We start from the raw sequence: 19,714 nt of genomic DNA, 5'->3' as shown, positions 1-19,714 counted from the left end.
AAATCACGAAAAATAAAGGGGCGCGCCACCCTCGGCGCCGCAACCCAGAGACATCGGACAGTGTCTTGATGCCATCTGGGGCCGACGCCGGCAGCCGCGCTCCAGGAAAAACAGGGCTCACCCCGGCTTTCTTTGATCCCATGGGACACACCGCGCAAGCGGCGGGGCGGGCTCTCTTCGGTTAGACCTTAACTAGGAGTTGGAGCGATGGACAAGGTTTTTGCAAGCGCCCAGGAGGCGCTGGCAGGCATCGTCAAGGACGGTCAGATGATCGCCGTGGGCGGTTTCGGCCTTTGCGGTATTCCCGAAGCCCTGATCGCCGCGCTGCGCGATTCGGGCGTGAAGGACCTGACTTGCATCAGCAACAATGCGGGCGTCGACGGCTTTGGCCTGGGCCAGTTGCTGAACACGCGTCAGGTACGCAAGATGATCGCGTCCTACGTGGGCGAGAACAAGGAATTCGAACGCCAGTACCTGTCCGGCGAGCTCGAACTTGAATTCACCCCGCAGGGCACGTTGGCTGAAAAGCTGCGCGCAGGCGGCGCGGGCATTCCCGCCTTCTTCACCCGCACGGGCGTGGGCACCATCGTGGCCGACGGCAAGGAAATCCGCGAATTCGACGGCCAGCAATACGTGATGGAGCGTTCGCTGGTGCCGGACGTGTCGCTGGTCAAGGCGCACATCGCCGACCGCAGCGGCAACCTGGTGTTCCGCAAGACGGCCCGCAACTTCAACCCGAACGTCGCGATGGCCGGCAAGTTCACGGTGGTCGAGGTTGAACAGATCGTTGACACCGGCAGCCTGGATCCCGATCAGATCCACCTGCCCGGCATCTATGTGCAACGGATCGTGCTGAACACGACGCCGGAAAAGCGCATCGAACAACGCACCACTCGCCCGGCCTAAGGAGAAGACGACATGGCATGGTCCCGCGATGAAATGGCGGCGCGCGCCGCGCGCGAGCTGCAAGACGGTTTTTATGTGAACCTGGGTATCGGCTTGCCGACCCTGGTTGCCAACCACGTGCCCAAGGGCGTGGAGGTGTGGCTGCAATCCGAAAACGGCCTGTTGGGCATTGGCCCGTTCCCCACCGATGATGAAGTCGATGCCGACCTGATCAACGCCGGCAAGCAGACGGTAACGACGTTGCCGGGCTCGTCGATCTTTTCGTCGGCCGATTCGTTCGCGATGATCCGCGGCGGCAAGATCAACCTGGCCATCCTGGGGGCGATGCAGGTGTCCGAAAAGGGCGACCTGGCCAACTGGATGATCCCCGGCAAGATGGTCAAGGGCATGGGCGGCGCGATGGACCTGGTGGCCGGCGTAGGCCGCGTCGTGGTCCTGATGGAGCACGTGGCCAAGAAGAAAGACGGCACCGAAGACATCAAGCTGCTGCCCGAATGCAATCTGCCGCTGACGGGCGTGGGCGTGGTCGACCTGATCATTACCGACCTGGGCGTGATGGAAGTCACCGAAAACGGCCTGAAGCTGCTGGAAACGGCGCCAGGCGTCACGGTGGACGAAATCCAGTCCAAGACGCTGGCCAAGCTGGACGTGTCTTCGGTCAAGTAAACGGCCCTTGTAGGCGACCCTTGTAGGCGACCCTAGATGCACCAATGAAAACGCCCCGCAAAGGGGCGTTTTCATTTCTGCGGTAGGGGGCGCGAGGCGCTACGCCGCCGCGTCCAGGCGCATCCCCACATGCGGGATGCCGTCTTCAATGTATTCCTCGGTGACCTGCACAAAGCCGTGCCCGCCGTAGTAGTTGCGCAGCCGCGCCTGCGCGCCCAGATACATGGCGCGGCCCGGCCAGCGTTGGCGCACTTCGGCCATGGCGTGGCGGATCAGCTCGTGGCCCAGGCCCTGGCCGCGCGTCCAGGGTGCGGTGATCACCCGGCCGACTTCAATCTGGCCGTCTTTCAGCGACGGGTCCAGGATGCGGCAATATGCGGCCAGCTGCCCGTCCTGCCATGCCATCAGGTGCGACGTCTGGCCCATCAGGTCCTTGCCGTCGATGTCCTGGAAAACGCAGTTTTGCTCAACGACGAACACTTCCGTGCGCAGCCGAAGAATCGCGTAGATCTCCGGCACGGTGAGTTCCTGGTGGGGTTTGCAAATCCAGTCGGGCATTGCGGCAGTCCAAGTCAGCGGGTCGAAAAGGGAAAAGCAGAGCGCCGATAGCGTACCTCAAAGCGGCCCCGTTTTTTTTCTGTGTCTATCCGGCTTGCGCTTCGCCTCCCATTCCGACCTATCCACCGTTGTTACATAAATTCACGGGTATACCCTGAGTATGAAAAGGAATTTTCTTATTTAAAATTTGCGTGTAAACAGATTTACACAATCGCCAGATAAGCCGAACCCCCGCAAACGATGAACAAGGCCGTACTTACGATCGCTGATCGGATCGCCCGGGCCCAGCCCGCGCTGAGCCGGACGCAGCACAAGATGGCCGAATACGTGTTGGCGCACCAGTTTCGCGTCGCCACCATGACCATCGACGAATTCGCGGCGGCAGTGGGCGTATCCGTGGCCACGGCGAATCGCTTTGCGCGCGCGCTGGATCTGCCCGGCTACCCCCAGTTCCGTGCCGAACTGGCACGTGGCTTCGAAGCCGCGCTGGAACCCGTGGAAAAGCTGCGCACCGAATTGGCCCATTCCGCCAGTGCCGTGCAGATCTTTGCCGCCACGCTGGAAGAAGACATCCGCAACGCCCAACGCAACTTGCAGTCGCTGGATTCCGTGGCCTGTGAGCAGGCGGTGCAGGCGATCCTGGCGGCCGAACGCGTGTTCATCATCGGTTTCGGCGCCAGCGGTTTCCTGGCCGGCCTGTTGCAGCGCGGCCTGTGCATGCACCTGCATTCCGTTGAATCGCTGGCAGGCCCCGGCGGCGTGTCGCACGCGGCTCGGCAGATGTCGCGCATGACGTCCAACGACCTGGTGATCGCGATCGGTTTCCCTCGCTATCTGGCCGACACGGTAACGCTGGCCGCCGCCGCCAAGCAGGCCGGCGTGCCGGTGCTGGTGCTGACCGACAAGCCCACATCGCCGTTGGCGCCGACGGCCTCCGTTGTGCTGTACGCGTTTTCCGCGCGCCAGCTGATTCCCAATTCCGAAACCGCCGCGCTGGGCCTCATCGAAGCCCTGTCCGCGGCCGTGGCCTATCGGGCCAAGAATTCCGTTGCGGCAGCCGCTGGGGTGACCCAGTCCGTGATGCCGTGGCTTATCCATGGAGTAGGTAAACGATGATTCAACCCGTGATTGCCATTCACGGTGGCGCCGGCGCGATGTCCCGCGCGGCCATGTCGCCCGAGAAAGAACAGGAATACCTGGCCGCCCTGGAGTCCATCCTGACGGCCGGCCAGGCCGTGCTGGCCCGTGGCGGCAGCGCCCTGGACGCCGTTACCGAAGCCGTGCGCCTGCTGGAAGATTGCCCGCTGTTCAACGCGGGCCACGGCGCCGTGTTCACCAGCGCCGCCACGCACGAACTGGATGCCGCCATCATGGACGGCGCCACGCTGCGTTCGGGCGCGATTGCCAACGTCAATTGCGTGCGCAACCCCATTTTTGCCGCGCGCAAAGTCATGGAAAACAGCAAGCACGTGCTGTTCGTGGGCGAGGGCGCTGAAGCCTTCGCCAAGGCCGAAGGCCTGGAGATCGTGGACCCGTCCTATTTCTCTACCGACGCCCGCCGCGAACAACTGCTGCGCGTGCAGCGCGAAACGCCTGACGCCGCCGTGCTCGACCACGACGGCCAGGCCATGGTCGCGCGCGGCCAGCCCGCACCCGCCGACCCGCTGGACGCCGACAAGAAGTTCGGCACGGTGGGCGCGGTGGCTGTCGACGCGCAAGGCAACGTGGCCGCGGCCACCTCGACCGGCGGCATCACCAACAAGCAGGTCGGCCGCGTGGGCGATGCGCCCTTGATCGGCGCCGGCACCTACGCCAGCAACAAGACCTGCGCGGTATCCACCACGGGCACCGGCGAGATGTTCATCCGCATGGTCGCCGCTTACGACGTGGCGGCACAGATGGAATACAGCGGCGCGTCGCTGCAAGAGGCGGCCGACCGCGTCGTGATGGAAAAACTGCCCACCATCGGCGGCAAGGGCGGCCTGGTGGCCGTTGACGCCCAGGGCAATGTGGCCTTGCCGTTCAACACGGAAGGCATGTATCGCGGTTACGCCCGCGTTGGCGAAAAGCCGGTCACCGCTATCTACCGATAAGCGTGACGGGTTCTGTTTTGATTTTGGGGATTAATAAAGATGGTTGATCGCGCAAACAGCCTGGCGCTGCCGGAAAACCGCGTGGTCCAGGTCGACGACCTGACGGTGCGCTTCGTGGGTTCCGAGCGCACGGTCGAAGCCGTGCGCAACCTGTCGTTCCATGTGGACCGGGGTGAAACCCTGGCCATCGTGGGCGAATCGGGTTCGGGCAAATCGGTGACGTCCCTGGCGCTCATGCGTCTGGTGGAACATGGCGGTGGGCGCATCGCCCAGGGCCACATGGCGCTGCGCCGCCGCAACGGTTCCGTGATCGACCTGGCCAATTCCAGCCAGCGCGTCATGCGTAATGTGCGCGGCGCCGACATGGCCATGATTTTCCAGGAGCCGATGACGTCGCTGAACCCGGTGTTCACCGCCGGTGACCAGATCGCCGAATCGATCCGCCAGCACCAGGGCAAGGACGCCGCCGCCGCGCGCGCCGAAGCGCTGCGCATGCTGGAACAGGTGCGCATCCCGGAAGCCAAGTCCGTGCTGGACCGCTACCCGCATCAACTGTCGGGCGGCATGCGCCAACGCGTGATGATCGCCATGGCGCTGGCCTGCAAGCCCGCGCTGCTGATCGCCGACGAACCGACCACGGCGCTGGATGTCACCATCCAGGCGCAGATCCTGCAACTGATCCGTCAGCTTCAGGAAGAAATGCACATGGGCGTGGTGTTCATCACCCACGACATGGGCGTGGTGGCTGAAGTGGCCGACCGCGTGTTGGTCATGTACCGCGGCGACAAGGTTGAAGAAGGCCCGTCTGAACAAGTGTTCTCGGCGCCGCAGCACACCTACACCAAGGCGCTGCTGTCGGCCGTGCCCAAGCTGGGCGCCATGGAAGGCACCGATCTGCCCGCGCGCTTCCCGCTGCTGCAAGTGGAAGGCCAGGCCCAGCCCGTGGCCGAGCCTGGCATCACCAGCACGCAGGAAGTGCCGGCCGCCAAGCGCGAACCGATTCTGTCGGTGCGCAACCTGGTGACCCGCTTTGACCTGCGCGGCGGCATTCTCAGCCGCGTGCAGCGCCGCGTGCACGCGGTCGAACAGGTCAGCTTCGACCTGTACCCCGGCGAAACGCTCTCGTTGGTGGGCGAGTCCGGTTGTGGCAAGTCCACCACCGGCCGGTCGCTGCTGCGCCTGGTCGATAGCCAGGCGGGCGAGATCAAGTTCGGCGGGCGCGACATCGTCAGCCTGAAGAACAACGAATTGCAGTCCCTGCGCCGCGACATCCAGTTCGTGTTCCAGGACCCGTTCGCCTCGCTGGATCCGCGCGTCACCGTCGGCTTCTCGATCATGGAGCCGCTGCTGGTGCACGGCGTGGCCAAGGGCAAGGAAGCCGAACGCCGCGTGTCGGAATTGCTGGAACGCGTGGGTCTGCCGCCTGAAATGGCGCAGCGCTATCCGCATGAATTCTCGGGCGGCCAACGCCAGCGCATCTGCATCGCGCGCGCGCTGGCGCTGAACCCCAAGGTCGTGATCGCGGACGAGTCGGTGTCGGCGCTGGACGTGTCAATTCAGGCGCAGATTGTGAACCTGCTGATCGATCTGCAACGCGACATGGGCATTTCGTTCCTGTTCATCTCGCACGATATGGCCGTGGTGGAACGCGTCAGCCACCGCGTGGCGGTGATGTACCTGGGCCAGATCGTTGAGATCGGCCCGCGCCGCGCCATCTTTGAAAATCCGCAGCACCCGTACACCAAGAAGCTGATGTCGGCCGTGCCGATCGCCGATCCGGCGCGTCGCCACCTGAAGCGCACCTTGTTGTCCGATGAAATCCCCAGCCCGATCCGCAAGCTCGGCGACGAGCCGGTGGTGCAGCCGCTGGTGCAGGTTGGAACCGATCACTTCGTTGCCCGCCATCCGGTCGGCGGCGCGTATTGATTCCGTTGTCGTACCTATTTTTCTTCCACCAAACCCCCTAATTCCTTTTTGGAACCAGGAGTTGCAATGATGAAAGTTCTGCGCCCCACCAAGCTGATGGCCGCCGCCGCGGTGGCCTTCGGTGTGCTCACTTCGCCGTTGGCGCATGCTGCCAAGGACGTGACGTTTGCCGTCTCCATCGCACTGGAAACGCTTGATCCGTACAACACCAACAGCACGCTGAACCAGGCTGCCGGCAAGGCCTACTACGAAGGCCTGTTCGAATTCGACAAAGACCTGAAGGTCCAGAAGGTGCTGGCCACCGACTACACCGTCAGCGAAGACGGCCTGGTCTACACGTTCAAGCTGCGTCCCGGCGTGAAGTTCCACGACGGCACCGACTTCAATGCCGAAGCGGTCAAGATCAACTTCGATCGTCCGGCCAACCCGGAAAACCGCCTGTCGCGCTACATCCAGTTCAGCGTCATCGACAAGACCGAAGTGGTTGACCCGATGACCATCAAGATCACGTTGAAGAAGCCGTTCTCGGCCTTCATCAACGCGCTGGCCCACCCGGCCGCCATGATGATCTCGCCGGCCGCGCTGGCCAAGTACGGCAAGGAAATCGGTTTTCACCCGGTGGGCACCGGCCCGTTCGAATTCGTCGAATGGAAGCCGGCCGAATACCTGAAGGTCAAGAAGTTCGACGGCTACTGGAAGAAGGGCTACCCCAAGGTCGACACGCTGACCTTCCGTACCGTGACCGACAACAACACCCGCGCCGCCGTGGTGCAGACGGGTGAAGCGCAGTTCGCTTTCCCGGTGCCGTTCGAACAAGCCGCCGTGCTCAAGAAGAACGACAAGCTGGACGTGGTCGATCACCAGAACTCGATCATGGCCCGCTACCTGTCGATGAACACGCAGCAAAAGCCGTTCGACAACGTCAAGGTGCGCGAAGCCATCAACTACGCCATCAACAAGGAAGCGCTGGCCAAGGTTGCCTTCTCGGGTTACGCCACCATCGTGGACGGCGTGGTGCCCAAGGGCGTGGACTTTGCCCACAAGACCGGCCCGTGGCCGTACGACATCAAGAAGGCCAAGGCGCTGCTGGCTGAAGCCGGCTACCCCAATGGCTTCGAAAGCACCCTGTGGTCGGCCTATAACGACGGCACCTCGGTGAAGGTGGTTCAGTTCCTGCAACAGCAGCTGGCGCAAGTCGGCATCAAGGTGCAGGTTGAAGTGCTGGAATCGGGTCAGCGCGTGCAGCGTGTGCAGCAAGTGCAGAAGCCGGAAGATGCCAAGGTTCGCATGTACTACGCCGGCTGGTCGTCCTCGACCGGTGAAGCCGACTGGGGCCTGCGTCCGCTGTTGACCACCGCCGCTTTCCCGCCGGTGCTGAACAACGTGTCGTACTACTCGAACAAGGCGGTGGACGACGGTGTTCAGGAAGCCTTGGCCACGACCGACCGCGCCAAGAAGACTGAAATCTACAAGGGCGTTCAGGAAACCATCTGGAAGGACGCCCCGTGGGCCTTCCTGGTGACCCAGAACAACCTGTACGTGAAGTCCAAGAACCTGTCGGGCGTGTACGTGGAACCGGACACCTCGTTCTGGTTCGGCGACATCGACCTGAAGCAGTAAACCTAGCAGTCACTCTTGGGGCCTTCGGGCCCTTGTAAGGCCACATACGGCGGGGGCGCGGTGTCCCCGCCGATGTTGCAGGAATTTCAATGCTGACCTACATCGTCAAACGTCTTCTGGGCATGATCCCCACGCTGCTGCTGGTAGCCGTGGTCGTGTTCCTGTTTGTGCACATGCTTCCGGGCGACCCGGCGCGACTGGCCGCGGGCCAGGAGGCCGACCAGCAAACCGTTGAGCTCGTGCGCAAGGAACTTGGGCTGGATCTGCCCCTGCCGCAGCAGTTCGTGCGCTACTTCAGCCACATGCTGCAAGGCGACCTGGGTACCTCGCTGCGTACCAAGCGCCCCGTCTCGACCGAGATTTCCGACCGTTTCATGCCCACGCTGTGGCTGACGCTTGCCAGCATGGTGTGGTCCGTGACCTTCGGCATGATCATCGGGATCGTGTCGGCGGTCTGGCGCAATCGCTGGCCCGACCGGCTTGGCATGACGCTGGCGGTGTCGGGCATTTCGTTCCCCGCGTTCGCGCTGGGCATGATGCTGATGCAGGTGTTCTCCGTGAACCTGGGCTGGCTGCCGACCGTGGGCGCCTCGACCTGGCAACACTACATCCTGCCGTCCATCACGCTGGGCGCCGCGGTGGCCGCCGTGATGGCGCGCTTTACCCGCGCTTCGTTCGTGGAAGTCATCCAGGAAGACTTCGTGCGCACGGCTCGGGCCAAGGGCCTGACCGAGCGCCGCGTCGTCATCAAGCACGCGCTGCGCAACGCGCTGATTCCCGTGGTCACCATGATGGGCTTGCAGTTCGGCTTCTTGCTGGGCGGCTCGATCGTGGTGGAAACCGTCTTCAACTGGCCCGGCCTTGGCCGCCTGCTGGTTGATGCCGTGACCCAGCGGGACTATCCGGTGATCCAGGGCCTGGTGCTGCTGTTCTCGCTGGAATTCATTTTGATCAACCTGATTGTCGACGTGCTCTATGGCGTCATCAATCCCAGTATCCGTTACAAGTGAGGCGGCCATGAGCAATCCGACACCCGCCACGATGGTCGCCGCCGTTCCGAAGAACGACGTGCGCACGCCCGCCACCGAGTTCTGGCGCAAATTCAAGAAGCAGAAGCTGGCCGTGGGCGCCGGCATGTTCGTGCTGTTGCTGGTTGTGGTCGCGGCGTTTGCGCCGTGGATCGTGCCCTTCGACCCCGAGAATTTCTTCGACTACGACGCGCTTAACGCCGGCCCGTCGCTGACCCACTGGCTGGGCGTGGATTCGCTGGGCCGCGACATCTTCAGCCGAATTGTCATGGGCGCGCGGATCTCGCTGGCCGCGGGCTTCCTGTCGGTGGCCATGGGCGCCATCGTCGGCACCTTCATGGGCTTGATGGCCGGTTACTACGAAGGCTGGTGGGAACGCATCACGATGCGTATCTCGGACGTGCTGCTGGCGTTTCCGGGCATGCTGCTGGCGATTGGCGTGGTGGCCATCCTGGGTTCCAGCATGGTCAACGTGATCGTGGCCGTGGCCGTGTTCAGCGTGCCGGCGTTTGCCCGCCTGGTGCGCGGCAACACACTGTCGATCAAGCAGATGACGTATGTCGAAGCCGTCAAGAGCGTGGGCGCGTCCGACTGGACGATCATCATGCGCCACATCCTGCCCGGCACGATCTCGCCGATCGTGGTGTACGGCACGATGCGTATCGGCACGTCGATCATCACCGCCGCCAGCCTGTCGTTCCTGGGCATGGGCGCATCGCCTCCGACGCCCGAGTGGGGCGCCATGCTGAACGAGGCGCGCGCCGACATGGTCATCGCCCCGCACGTGGCCATCTTCCCGGCCCTGGCGATCTTCCTGACGGTGTTGGCGTTCAACCTGCTGGGCGACGGCCTGCGCGACGCGCTCGATCCGAAGATCGACCGCAAGTGATACCCGCGGGTAAATAGGAAAGGCCCTGCCGCCGGGCCGCCGGACCGCCGGGCCGCCGGAGCGCCGGACCGCCGGAGCGCCGGACCGCCCAAAGCGGTGCGGCGTGGGGCACTATCCGCGCCGTCGCCCCTTCCCAAAGGGCGGCGGCGTTTTGCATTAAGGAGCGTGGCAACACGCGGCAATCATGAACAAACAAGCGCTGGATATGCCCCGCATCGGTGTACTGCCGTCAGGGCCGCTGGATTCGATTTGCGACGTCGGCGACGTCACCGTCGGCCATCACACGCTGGCCGACGGCGCGCGGCAGACGGGCGTTACCGTCGTGCGCCCACATGCCCGCGACCCATTTCTGGACAAGGTTCCTGCCTCGGCAACCGTGCTGAACGGCTTTGGCAAAAGCACGGGCCTGGTCCAGGTACAAGAGTTGGGCGTGCTGGAAACCCCCATCGCGCTGACCAACACCTTTGGCGTGGGCACCGTCGCCAACGCGCAGATCCGCCAGGCCATCGCGGCCAACCCCGAGATCGGCCGCGGCATGGCCACCGTGAACCCGCTGGTGTTCGAATGCAATGACGGCTATTTGAACGACATCCAGGCGCTGGCCGTGCAGGAATCGCATTACGCCGACGCTTATGCCAGCGCCGCGAAATCGTTTGCGCAGGGGGCGGTAGGCGCCGGGCGCGGCATGTCGTGCTTCTCGTTCAAGGGGGGTATCGGCTCGGCGTCCCGCGTGGCGTCCATCCAGCCTGGCCTGCGTCACACCGTTGGCGCGCTGGTGCTGGCCAACTTCGGCCGCTTGCCCAACCTGACCGTGGCGGGCCGCCCGTTCGGGCGTCGTCTGGCCGACCAGCTGGACCAGGGCTTGGCACAGCAAGGCGAGAACGCCGCGATTGTGCCGGAGAAGGGCTCCATCATCTTGCTGCTGGCTACCGACGCGCCGCTGGACTCGCGCCAATTGCGCCGCTTGTCGCTGCGCGCTGGCGCGGGCCTGGCGCGCACCGGGTCCGTGTTCGGCCACGGCAGCGGCGACATTGCGCTGGCTTTTTCCACCGCGTACACCGTGCCGCAATTGGCCGAACAGCCGATGCCCGCCGTGGCGATGCTGCACGAAACCCGTATCGATCCCTTGTTCGAAGCCGCGGCCGAGGCCTGCGAACAAGCCATCATCGCCGCGCTGTGGCACGCCGACGCCGTGACCGGGCGCAGCGGCCATCACCGCGCGGCCATCCGCGACGTAGCGCCGCAGTGGCGCCAATGGCTGTCCGACTCCGCATTCTGAATTCCTTGAAGGCTGACCCCATGAAGATCCTGATTTCCACCGATATCGAAGGCGTCGCCGGCGTCTTTCACGCCGAGCAAGTCCGCGCCGGCAATGGCGAATACGAGCGCGCCCGCGCCTGGATGACCGCCGAGGCCAACGCGGCCGTGCAAGGCGCCATTGCTGGTGGCGCCGAAGAAATCCTGGTCAACGATTCGCACGGGGGGTTTCGCAACCTGCTGCCCGATGGCCTGGACGAACGCGCGCGCCTGGTGCTGGGCAAGCCGCGCTACCTGGGCATGATGGGCGGCTTGGAAGAGGGCTGCGATGCCGTCTTCATGATCGGCTATCACTCGCGTTCGCAAGGGCGCGGCATCCTGGCGCACACGATCAACAGCTTTGCCTTCGCGCGCGTGCTGATCAACGGAATGGAGCTGGGCGAAGCGGGCCTGTACGGCGCGCTGGCCGGCGAAATGGGCGTGCCCGTGATCCTGGGCACGGGCGACGACGTGTTCATCGCGGAAACGCGCGACACGTTCCCCGGCGCTGAATGGGTGCAGACCAAAGTGGCGCACGGCCAGGGCAGCGGCGTGACCTTGTCGCCCGCCGCCTCGCGCCGCGCCATCGCCGCCGCGGCCGAAACCGCGGTGCGCAAGCTCAAGAGCAAGGCCACTTCCGCCGCCGATCCGAAACCCGTTCCTTTCCGCATTCCCGCCCCTATAGAATGCCGGTTGCAGACACAGAGCGCGGCGCTGGCCGACCTGTTCTGCATGTGGCCCACGCTGGAACGCGTGGACGGCGTCACCGTGCGATTCAACGTGGATAGCATGCAGTCGGCCGTCCGCACGTTGAACAGCCTGGCCGCCATGTCTTTCATGTTGCGCTAAGGATCCCATCCCCCATGTCTAGCACCGACGCCCGTATCGCCCAACTGCGGCAGGCCATGAGCCGCCGCGGCCTGTCCGCCTATATCGTCCCGTCCTCGGACCCGCACCTGTCCGAGTATCTGCCGGCACGCTGGCAAGGGCGGCGCTGGCTGTCGGGCTTCACGGGGTCGGTTGGCACGCTGGTCGTCACGGCGGACTTTGCCGGCCTGTGGGTGGACAGCCGCTACTGGGTGCAGGCCGAGACGCAACTGGCCGGCACCGGCGTGCAGTTAATGAAGATTGCGCTGGCGTCCACGCCCGGCCATGTCGACTGGCTGGCCGCCAACACCCGCGCGGGCGATGTCATCGGCGTGGACGGCCAGGTGCTGGGCCTGGGCGCGTTTCGCGCCTTGTCGGCCGCTGCCGCCAAGTCCGGCGCCACGCTGGAAATCCGCGTAGACCTGCTGGACGACATCTGGACCGACCGCGCCGGCCTGCCCGACGCAAAGATCTATGAGCACGTTGCGCCCGAAGCCTGCGTGACCCGCGCCGACAAGCTGGCCCAGGTGCGCGACGCCATGCGCGCGCACGGCGCCGATGTGCATTTCATCTGCACGGTGGACGACATTGCCTGGCTGCTGAACCTGCGTGGCGCGGACGTGGACTACAACCCGGTGTTCGTTGGCCATGCGCTGATCGGCCTGGACCACGCCACGCTGTTCGTGGCGGACGGCAAGATCGACGACGCCCTGCGCGCCACGCTGGCCGCCGATGGCGTCGAAGTGGCGGGCTATGCGCAAGCCGCCGACGCCTTGGCCTCGCTGGAACTGGACCAGACCTTGCTGATCGATCCGGCGCGTGTGACCTGCGGCGTGTTCCACGCCATGGACCCCGCCGTGCCGCGCATTGAAGCAATCAACCCGTCCACCTTGCTCAAGTCGCGCAAGACGGATGCCGAACTGGCCCATGTGCGCCAGGCGATGGCGCAAGACGGCGCCGCATTGTGTGAATTCTTTTCCTGGTTCGAAGGCGCGCTGGGCAAGGAAACCATTACCGAACTGACGATCGACGAGCAGATCACCGCCGCCCGCGCCTGCCGCCCGGCCTACGTCTGCCCCAGCTTTGCCACCATCGCCGGCTTCAACGCCAACGGCGCCATGCCGCATTACCGCGCCACGCCGCAATCGCATGCCACCATCGAAGGCGATGGCCTGTTGCTGATCGATTCGGGCGGCCAGTACCTGGGCGGCACCACCGACATCACGCGCGTGGTCGCGGTGGGCACGCCCAGCGCCGATCAGAAAGTGGACTTCACGCTGGTGCTCAAGGGCATGATCGCGTTGTCGCGCGCGTCGTTCCCGCGCGGCACGCCGTCGCCCATGCTGGACGCCATTGCGCGCGCGCCCATTTGGGAAGGCGGGGCGGAATACGGCCATGGCACCGGCCACGGCGTGGGCTATTTCCTGAACGTGCACGAAGGCCCGCAAGTGATCTCGTACCGCGCCATGCCGGGCCCGCACACCGCGATGGAGCCGGGCATGATCACGTCGAACGAACCCGGTATCTATCGCCCGGGCCGTTGGGGCGTGCGCATTGAAAACCTGGTTGCCAACCGCAGCTGGCTGACGTCGGAACTGGGCGAGTTCCTGTGCTTTGAAACGCTGACGCTATGCCCGATCGACACGCGCTGCATCGAGGTGTCGCTGATGCGCGCCGACGAAATCGCGTGGCTGAACGACTATCACAAGACGGTGTTCGAGCGACTGTCGCCGCTGGTGCAAGGCGAGGCCCTGGCGTGGCTTGAACGCAGCACCGCGCCGATCAGCGCATAGGACGGTCGCCGGGCGGGGCCGGCGACAACGCTCAGGCCGACTTCGCCGCCTGCCTGGCGCCCCAGTACAGCGCCAGGGCGCCGGCCATGCACCCCATCACCAGCAGCGCGGCGTAGATTGCCAGCACGGCGGCGCTTGCCGAATAAGACTGCGCGGCGCGCATCATCTGGCTCCATGTCATGGCGTTGACGGCCAGATAGGCCAGGCCGATGCCGGCCGCCTGCGCCAGCCAGAAGGCCAGGCTGCCATGGGCCACCGCGCGCCCCATCCGGGCGCGGCCGATGTGGCGCGGCAAAGCCTTCAGGCACGTGACGACGCACAGCGCAAGCAGCAGCGCGGGCAGCGCTATATAGCCCAACACGAAGGCCGTCCAACCGGCATCCAGAAACATCATTTGCAGGTAGCCGCCCGCGGCGATTGATACGGTCAACTGCCACGCCAGCATGGACAACCCGGCGATCCAGGCCGCATGCCGTCGACCGTAGGCGGGTGCGCCCGGCGCGCCCTTGCGTTGCACGGTCCAGGCAGCGATGCGCACGACCAGGCACATGCCGACGATTTCCAGCACGATATTCACGACGCGAAACAGCAGGGCCATGGTGAGGAACTGGCCGGTCAGCTCGAGGCCGAACTGCTGGGTCAGCGCGCCGCGGTTCTCCATGACGAAGTGCATGCCCACGTTGTGCAGGTAGGCGGTGGCGGCCGACACCATCAAGGTGTAGATCAGCTGCAAGGCGATGAAGGTGCCGAACAGCTTGCGCGGCTCGTCCACCGCCGTGGTGTTGTGGCGGCGCAGCCAGCCGTGCATCGTGCCCCACACCGTCAACCCGACCATGACGGCGGACGCCAGGATGTTGGTCAGCAGCGGCATCAGGTATTGCGGCTGGCTGTACATCTCGCGCATTTGGTCGAATTGCGGCAAGGCCAGCATGGTGTAGCCCTGCACCAGCGCACCATAAGCCAGGCGCACGATGACGGCGGTCAACGCCAGGCGCCAGGCAAGCGAAGCGGGGCGATGGGTGGAAGCAGGGGCCGCGGGAGGGGATGCCGGGGAAGGCGGCGCGGATGCAGGAAACGGGGAAGGGGTCATCGACGGTGGCGGAAGGTTGAGAAAAGCGGGGTCGAAAATTAGGGATCGAACATATCACGGCGCCTTCGGCCCACGTGAATGCGGCGCGCCAGGGCGGGCATTTGAGTGCTGCCAAATGTTACGCGTCATCGCTAGGGGAAAACCCAAATAACTTCCGCCTCCCGGCTATAATCCAAATTTCCCGCACGCGCCCGCTCGTCCCGGGTGCTCATTACGATGACCAAATACGTATTTGTCACCGGCGGAGTGGTGTCTTCCCTGGGCAAGGGCATCGCCGCTGCGTCGCTCGCCGCCATTCTCGAGTCGCGTGGTTTGCAGGTCACCATGCTGAAGCTCGATCCGTACATCAACGTCGATCCGGGCACGATGAGCCCCTTCCAGCACGGTGAAGTGTTCGTCACGGAAGACGGCGCCGAAACCGATCTGGACTTGGGCCACTACGAGCGTTTCATTTCCGCTCGCATGCACAAGGTGAACAACTTCACCACCGGGCAGATCTACGAATCGGTGCTGCGCAAGGAACGGCGTGGCGACTACCTGGGCAAAACTGTCCAGGTGATTCCGCACATCACCAACGAAATCCAGGACTTCATCGCCCGTGGCGCCGAAGCGGGCTGGAACGGCAACACGGACGTCGCCATCGTCGAAATCGGCGGCACCGTGGGCGACATCGAGTCCCTGCCTTTCCTGGAAGCCGCGCGCCAGATGAGCCTGCGCATGGGCCGCAACAACGCGGCCTTCGTGCACCTGACCCTGGTGCCGTTCATCGCTTCCGCCGGCGAACTCAAGACCAAGCCTACGCAGCATTCGGTCCAGAAGCTGCGCGAAATCGGTATCTACCCGAACGCGCTGCTGTGCCGCGCCGACCGTCCCATCCCAGACGATGAGCGCGCCAAGATCTCGATGTTCTCGAACGTGCCGCTGGACGCCGTCATCTCCGTGTGGGATGCCGATTCCATCTACAAGATTCCCGCCATGCTGCACAAGCAAGGCGTGGACAACATCGTCTGCGAAGCGCTGGGCCTGACCCCGCCGCCGGCTGATCTGTCCATGTGGGACAACCTGGTCGAAGCGCTGGAGCACCCGCAGCACCAGTTGACGATCGGCATGGTCGGCAAGTACGTCGACCTGACCGAATCGTACAAGTCGCTGACGGAAGCGCTGGTTCACGCCGGCATCCACACGCGCTCGAAGATCAACATCGAATACATCGATTCGGAAGACATCGAAACCCGCGGCACCGACCAACTGAAGCATCTGGACGCCATTCTGGTCCCGGGCGGCTTCGGCAAGCGCGGCACCGAAGGCAAGATCGCCGCGATCCGCTACGCCCGTGAAAACGGCGTGCCGTATCTGGGCATCTGCCTGGGCATGCAACTGGCCGTCATCGAGTTCGCGCGCCACGTCGCCGGCCTGGGTGGCGCCAACAGCACGGAATTCGACCCGTCGGCGCCCCATCCGGTGGTGGCACTGATTACCGAATGGATGGACCGCGAAGGCAAGGTCGAAAAGCGCGACAATTCGTCCGACCTGGGCGGCACCATGCGCAAGGGCGCGCAGCGCGTGCCGATCAAGCCGGGCACTCGCGCGCAGACCATCTACGGCGACGAAGTGAACGAGCGTCACCGTCACCGCTACGAGGTCAACAACGTCTACGTGCCGCGACTGGAAGAGTCCGGCATGGTGATCAGCGCCCGCACGCCGACCGAAAACCTGCCGGAAATGATGGAATTGCCCGACCACCCGTGGTTCGTGGGCGTGCAGTTCCACCCGGAGTTCACGTCGACCCCGCGTGATGGCCACCCGTTGTTCTCCAGCTATATCCGCGCCGCCATCGAGCAGAAGTCTCGTCGCGGTCAGGAGGCGTAATGCCGGTTCGCGGTCTCGAGTTCCGTAAGCGGATCCTCGGGGCCGCGGCCCATTTCTCCAGCGCCGCACTAGGCGGCGGCGCTTCTTTCGGATACAACCAATTAGCATCGGACAGGTGTCGCCAGGCCGCTTTGCGCGACACTGGCGGCTTTGCCGTATCCGGCGCCCACCCCCTTTCAACGCTACTGCTCTGAAGGAACCCCATGAGTGCTTACATCATCGCCGAAGTCACGGTGACCAAGCCCGCGCAATACGAGGACTACAAGCGTCTGTCCACGCTCGCCATGCGCGCGTACGATGCCAAGGTCCTGGTGCGGGGCGGTGAGACCAAGCACCTTGAGGGCCGTAAGCCTGGCCGCACCGTCGTCATGGAATTTCCGTCGATGACCGCCGCCCAGGCCTTCTACGACTCCTGGCAGTACCGCCGTGCCCGCAACGCCCGCGAGGGCGCGGCCGTCATGAATATGTTTATCGTTCAGGGAATGTAAAGTCATGAGTGCAATCGTCGACATCATCGGCCGCGAGATTCTGGATTCGCGCGGCAACCCCACCGTGGAATGCGATGTGCTGCTGGAATCCGGCGCCATGGGCCGTGCGGCCGTGCCGTCCGGCGCATCCACCGGCGCCCGCGAAGCCATCGAGCTGCGCGACGGGGACAAGAGCCGTTATCTGGGCAAGGGCGTGCTGCGCGCCGTTGAGAACCTGAATACGGAAATCTCCGAAGCCTTGATGGGCCTGGACGCCCAGGAACAGACCTTCGTCGATCGCACCTTGATCGAGCTGGACGGTACCGAGTCCAAGGAACGCCTGGGCGCCAACGCGATCCTGGCGGCCAGCATGGCCGTGGCCCGCGCCGCCGCCGACGAATCGGGCCTGTCGCTGTACCGCTATTTCGGCGGCAGCGGCCCCATGAGCATGCCCGTGCCGATGATGAACGTCATCAACGGCGGCGCGCACGCGAACAACACGCTGGACCTGCAAGAACTGATGATTCTGCCGGTGGGCGCGGGCAGCTTCCGCGAAGCCCTGCGTTGGGGCGCTGAAGTCTTCCACATGCTGAAAAAGCTGATCCACGGCCAGGGCATGTCCACGGCCGTTGGCGACGAAGGCGGCTTTGCCCCCAACGTCCCCAGCCATGAAGCCGCCATCCAGCTGATCCTGAAGGCCATCACCGAAGCCGGCTACGAGCCGGGCACGCAGATCGCCCTGGGCCTGGATTGCGCCAGCTCGGAGTTCTACCGCGACGGCAAGTACACGCTGGCCGGCGAAGGCGGCATCTCGCTGTCCTCGCAGGAATTCACCAACCTGCTGGCCACCTGGTGCGACAAGTACCCCATCATTTCGATCGAAGACGGCATGGCCGAAAACGATTGGGACGGCTGGAAGTTGTTGACCGACCAGTTGGGCAAGAAAGTGCAATTGGTGGGCGACGACCTGTTCGTCACCAACACCAAGATCCTGCGTGAAGGCATCCAGAAGGGCGTCGCCAACTCGATCCTCATCAAGATCAACCAGATCGGCACGCTGACCGAAACCTTCGCCGCCATCGAAATGGCCAAGCGCGCCGGCTACACCGCCGTCGTGTCGCACCGTTCGGGCGAAACCGAAGATTCCACCATCGCCGACATCGCCGTGGCGACCAACGCCATGCAGATCAAGACGGGTTCGCTGTCCCGTTCGGATCGCATGTCCAAGTACAACCAGCTGCTGCGTATCGAAGAAGAGCTGGCTGAAGTGGCGTCGTATCCTGGCCTGGAAGCTTTCTACAACCTGCGTTGATGGGAAGCGCGATGGCGACGCCCGGCGCCGCCATCGCATCCGCGCCACGACTGCTCTGAGGGTTCTCGCGTATGCGCCTGTTGTTCCTGGTGCTGTTCGTGCTGGTAGGCTTGATCCAATACCCGCTTTGGCTGGGTAAGGGCGGCTGGTTCAAGGTCTGGGATTTGCAACGCCAAGTGGCCGAGCAGCGCGAGACCAATGAAGGCCTGCGCGCGCGTAATGCCGCGCTGGAAGCCGAAGTGCGAGACCTTGAAGGCGGCTCTGGCGCCATTGAAGAGCGCGCCCGCGGCGAGTTGGGCATGATGCGCGACGGTGAAGTGTTCGTTCACATCCTGCCGCAGAATGCGCAGCCGCCCGCCGGTGGCGCCACGCTGGCGACCGACGCGGCCACCAAGCCCGCCACGCCGGCCCGCACCAGCGCCCCGGCAGCCAAGCCGCCGGCGGCTCGCGCCACACCCGCCGCCGCACCCAGGCCGGCCAACAGCCCCCGCCAGTAAGCTTGCGGCGGCCGGCAACGGCTTGCTGGTCGTTGACAGCTGATCGCCGGTAACTCATAGCCGCTAACTCATAGCCGATGCCCGGCGTCAATCGCAGTGGGCATCGCGGCATGCTCCCATCACGATTTCCGCCGGCCTTGGCCGCGCGCCCGTCCAATCGACCGGGTGCGTGTGCATCTCCATTTCCAGTTCAACCTGAATCGGCAACAACCCATGCCTGCGAGCCACGCCCGCATAGCTGGCGTCGTTGCGCCCCAGCGCGGTGAGCGCCGCTCGTACGGGGAACAGCCAAGGCTTGTGCAGATAAGTCAGCCGCAGCTTCAGGGTGTTGGCGTCGAAGATGGTGGCAGCGCCGGGGCGGGGCGGTCGCCTGGCGTGCTGCAAGTCCTGGTAGTCGTTGTCGATGGCGCGTCGGCCCGGCGCGGCCAGGACGACCAAGTCCGTGCGGCGATGGTCGCGGAACATCCTGGCATTGGGCTGCAAGACTTCGATTCGCCACGCGCCAAGGCCCGTGCCCGCCGAGGCGTCGGCATGTGCGCGCGCCAGCCTGCGCCTTGCACCGGCTTCGCCGTCAGCGCCGGCATGCAGGGGCAGCAAGCCTTGAATGAAGGCATCGCGCATAGGGGCCGGTTGCGCATGGGCGGTGGCGCCGGCGCGCGCGGCTTCCATCAGCGCCACGTGCGCCATTTGGCGCACGGCTTGCCAGCGTGCTGCTTCAATGCCCAGCAGGCCCATCAGCAACACCATGGCGCCCGCCACGGCGAATTCAATGGCGGCGGCGCCCCGCTGGCGCGAGGCGGCAAAGAAAAAGGCGGTCATGGCTGCGCAGTGTGGCGC

At 64.6% G+C, this 19,714-nt stretch carries 18 protein-coding genes; 15 read left to right on the top strand and 3 right to left on the bottom strand.

What is annotated here, in order from left to right:
• The first annotated feature begins 207 nt into the window (after positions 1-207).
• Together AC6LJY_RS20625 and AC6LJY_RS20620 are read left to right on the top strand one after the other, a co-directional pair.
• Positions 208-906: a CoA transferase subunit A gene (locus tag AC6LJY_RS20625; RefSeq protein WP_046802633.1), complete on the top strand. Its 699-nt coding sequence runs from the start codon at positions 208-210 to the stop codon at positions 904-906.
• A gap of 12 nt (positions 907-918) precedes the next feature.
• Positions 919-1,572 carry a CoA transferase subunit B gene (locus tag AC6LJY_RS20620; RefSeq protein ID WP_046802634.1) on the top strand — a complete coding sequence of 218 codons (654 nt, stop codon included), beginning with the start codon at positions 919-921 and terminating at the stop codon, positions 1,570-1,572.
• Between the two features lie 99 nt (positions 1,573-1,671).
• Here the strand turns inward: AC6LJY_RS20620 and AC6LJY_RS20615 are convergent, their stop codons facing one another.
• Positions 1,672-2,130: a GNAT family N-acetyltransferase gene (locus AC6LJY_RS20615; RefSeq protein ID WP_046802635.1), complete on the bottom strand. Its 459-nt coding sequence runs from the start codon at positions 2,128-2,130 to the stop codon at positions 1,672-1,674.
• Positions 2,131-2,370: 240 nt separating this feature from the next.
• On the opposite strand from AC6LJY_RS20615, the gene AC6LJY_RS20610 reads away from it, so the two are divergent.
• From AC6LJY_RS20610 to AC6LJY_RS20570, 9 genes are all read left to right on the top strand, one after another.
• Positions 2,371-3,246, top strand: coding sequence for a MurR/RpiR family transcriptional regulator (locus tag AC6LJY_RS20610; protein ID WP_498136652.1), 876 nt, complete (start codon positions 2,371-2,373; stop codon positions 3,244-3,246).
• Positions 3,243-4,223, top strand: a complete 981-nt coding sequence (locus tag AC6LJY_RS20605) for an isoaspartyl peptidase/L-asparaginase family protein (protein ID WP_046802637.1) — start codon at positions 3,243-3,245, stop codon at positions 4,221-4,223. Before AC6LJY_RS20610 ends, AC6LJY_RS20605 begins: the two co-directional genes overlap by 4 nt.
• A 39-nt stretch (positions 4,224-4,262) precedes the next feature.
• Entirely contained in the window at positions 4,263-6,149 is a 1,887-nt protein-coding gene (locus tag AC6LJY_RS20600; RefSeq protein ID WP_046802638.1) for a dipeptide ABC transporter ATP-binding protein, read from the top strand.
• Positions 6,150-6,215: 66 nt separating this feature from the next.
• Positions 6,216-7,769 (top strand): glutathione ABC transporter substrate-binding protein GsiB, encoded by a 1,554-nt coding sequence (gene gsiB / locus AC6LJY_RS20595; RefSeq protein WP_046802639.1) that lies wholly within the window; start codon positions 6,216-6,218, stop codon positions 7,767-7,769.
• An 89-nt stretch (positions 7,770-7,858) separates the two neighbouring features.
• Positions 7,859-8,779 carry a glutathione ABC transporter permease GsiC gene (gene gsiC, locus AC6LJY_RS20590; RefSeq protein ID WP_046802640.1) on the top strand — a complete coding sequence of 307 codons (921 nt, stop codon included), beginning with the start codon at positions 7,859-7,861 and terminating at the stop codon, positions 8,777-8,779.
• Positions 8,780-8,786: 7 nt separating this feature from the next.
• A complete protein-coding gene (gene gsiD, locus AC6LJY_RS20585) occupies positions 8,787-9,686 on the top strand; it encodes a glutathione ABC transporter permease GsiD (protein ID WP_046802641.1) in 900 nt (299 codons plus the stop codon).
• Between the two features lie 184 nt (positions 9,687-9,870).
• A complete protein-coding gene (locus tag AC6LJY_RS20580) occupies positions 9,871-10,965 on the top strand; it encodes a DmpA family aminopeptidase (RefSeq protein ID WP_485132338.1) in 1,095 nt (364 codons plus the stop codon).
• A gap of 20 nt (positions 10,966-10,985) precedes the next feature.
• The gene (locus tag AC6LJY_RS20575; RefSeq protein WP_314361135.1) at positions 10,986-11,831 is read left to right on the top strand and encodes a M55 family metallopeptidase; all 846 of its coding nucleotides are present in this window, start codon (positions 10,986-10,988) and stop codon (positions 11,829-11,831) included.
• Between the two features lie 14 nt (positions 11,832-11,845).
• A complete protein-coding gene (locus AC6LJY_RS20570; RefSeq protein ID WP_498136651.1) occupies positions 11,846-13,642 on the top strand; it encodes an aminopeptidase P family protein in 1,797 nt (598 codons plus the stop codon).
• A 31-nt stretch (positions 13,643-13,673) separates the two neighbouring features.
• Here AC6LJY_RS20570 and AC6LJY_RS20565 read toward each other — a convergent pair whose 3' ends face one another.
• Positions 13,674-14,627: a hypothetical protein gene (locus AC6LJY_RS20565; RefSeq protein ID WP_498136650.1), complete on the bottom strand. Its 954-nt coding sequence runs from the start codon at positions 14,625-14,627 to the stop codon at positions 13,674-13,676.
• Positions 14,628-14,948: 321 nt separating this feature from the next.
• On the opposite strand from AC6LJY_RS20565, the gene pyrG reads away from it, so the two are divergent.
• The 4 genes from pyrG to ftsB all read left to right on the top strand — a co-directional run bounded on the left by pyrG (position 14,949) and on the right by ftsB (position 18,877).
• A complete protein-coding gene (gene pyrG / locus AC6LJY_RS20560) occupies positions 14,949-16,601 on the top strand; it encodes a CTP synthase (RefSeq protein ID WP_046802645.1) in 1,653 nt (550 codons plus the stop codon).
• A gap of 203 nt (positions 16,602-16,804) precedes the next feature.
• Positions 16,805-17,089, top strand: coding sequence for a DUF1330 domain-containing protein (locus AC6LJY_RS20555; protein WP_046802646.1), 285 nt, complete (start codon positions 16,805-16,807; stop codon positions 17,087-17,089).
• Positions 17,090-17,093: 4 nt separating this feature from the next.
• Positions 17,094-18,380: a phosphopyruvate hydratase gene (gene eno / locus AC6LJY_RS20550; protein WP_046802647.1), complete on the top strand. Its 1,287-nt coding sequence runs from the start codon at positions 17,094-17,096 to the stop codon at positions 18,378-18,380.
• 71 nt (positions 18,381-18,451) lie between these two features.
• On the top strand, positions 18,452-18,877 hold the full coding sequence (gene ftsB / locus AC6LJY_RS20545) for a cell division protein FtsB (protein WP_314361122.1): 426 nt from the start codon (positions 18,452-18,454) through the stop codon (positions 18,875-18,877).
• 87 nt (positions 18,878-18,964) lie between these two features.
• Here the strand turns inward: ftsB and AC6LJY_RS20540 are convergent.
• The coding region (locus tag AC6LJY_RS20540) for a TadE/TadG family type IV pilus assembly protein (protein ID WP_498136649.1) at positions 18,965-19,714 on the bottom strand (750 nt) is incomplete at its 5' end.

This window comes from Achromobacter sp. RT286_PF (assembly GCF_059760425.1).
The sequence above is the reverse complement of the archived record's forward strand: the minus strand, read 5'-3'. Positions and strand labels throughout refer to the sequence as shown.

Bases quoted from the DNA above. Each gene is read 5' to 3' on its own strand.
- pyrG (WP_046802645.1), top strand. From the start codon at position 14,949: ATGACCAAATACGTATTTGTCACCGGCGGAGTGGTGTCTTCCCTGGGC.
- AC6LJY_RS20580 (WP_485132338.1), top strand. From the start codon at position 9,871: ATGAACAAACAAGCGCTGGATATGCCCCGCATCGGTGTACTGCCGTCA.
- AC6LJY_RS20610 (WP_498136652.1), top strand. From the start codon at position 2,371: ATGAACAAGGCCGTACTTACGATCGCTGATCGGATCGCCCGGGCCCAG.
- AC6LJY_RS20570 (WP_498136651.1), top strand. From the start codon at position 11,846: ATGTCTAGCACCGACGCCCGTATCGCCCAACTGCGGCAGGCCATGAGC.
- AC6LJY_RS20600 (WP_046802638.1), top strand. From the start codon at position 4,263: ATGGTTGATCGCGCAAACAGCCTGGCGCTGCCGGAAAACCGCGTGGTC.
- AC6LJY_RS20620 (WP_046802634.1), top strand. From the start codon at position 919: ATGGCATGGTCCCGCGATGAAATGGCGGCGCGCGCCGCGCGCGAGCTG.
- AC6LJY_RS20605 (WP_046802637.1), top strand. From the start codon at position 3,243: ATGATTCAACCCGTGATTGCCATTCACGGTGGCGCCGGCGCGATGTCC.
- AC6LJY_RS20575 (WP_314361135.1), top strand. From the start codon at position 10,986: ATGAAGATCCTGATTTCCACCGATATCGAAGGCGTCGCCGGCGTCTTT.
- gsiD (WP_046802641.1), top strand. From the start codon at position 8,787: ATGAGCAATCCGACACCCGCCACGATGGTCGCCGCCGTTCCGAAGAAC.
- ftsB (WP_314361122.1), top strand. From the start codon at position 18,452: ATGCGCCTGTTGTTCCTGGTGCTGTTCGTGCTGGTAGGCTTGATCCAA.
- gsiB (WP_046802639.1), top strand. From the start codon at position 6,216: ATGATGAAAGTTCTGCGCCCCACCAAGCTGATGGCCGCCGCCGCGGTG.
- gsiC (WP_046802640.1), top strand. From the start codon at position 7,859: ATGCTGACCTACATCGTCAAACGTCTTCTGGGCATGATCCCCACGCTG.
- AC6LJY_RS20625 (WP_046802633.1), top strand. From the start codon at position 208: ATGGACAAGGTTTTTGCAAGCGCCCAGGAGGCGCTGGCAGGCATCGTC.
- AC6LJY_RS20615 (WP_046802635.1), bottom strand. From the start codon at position 2,130: ATGCCCGACTGGATTTGCAAACCCCACCAGGAACTCACCGTGCCGGAG.
- AC6LJY_RS20555 (WP_046802646.1), top strand. From the start codon at position 16,805: ATGAGTGCTTACATCATCGCCGAAGTCACGGTGACCAAGCCCGCGCAA.
- eno (WP_046802647.1), top strand. From the start codon at position 17,094: ATGAGTGCAATCGTCGACATCATCGGCCGCGAGATTCTGGATTCGCGC.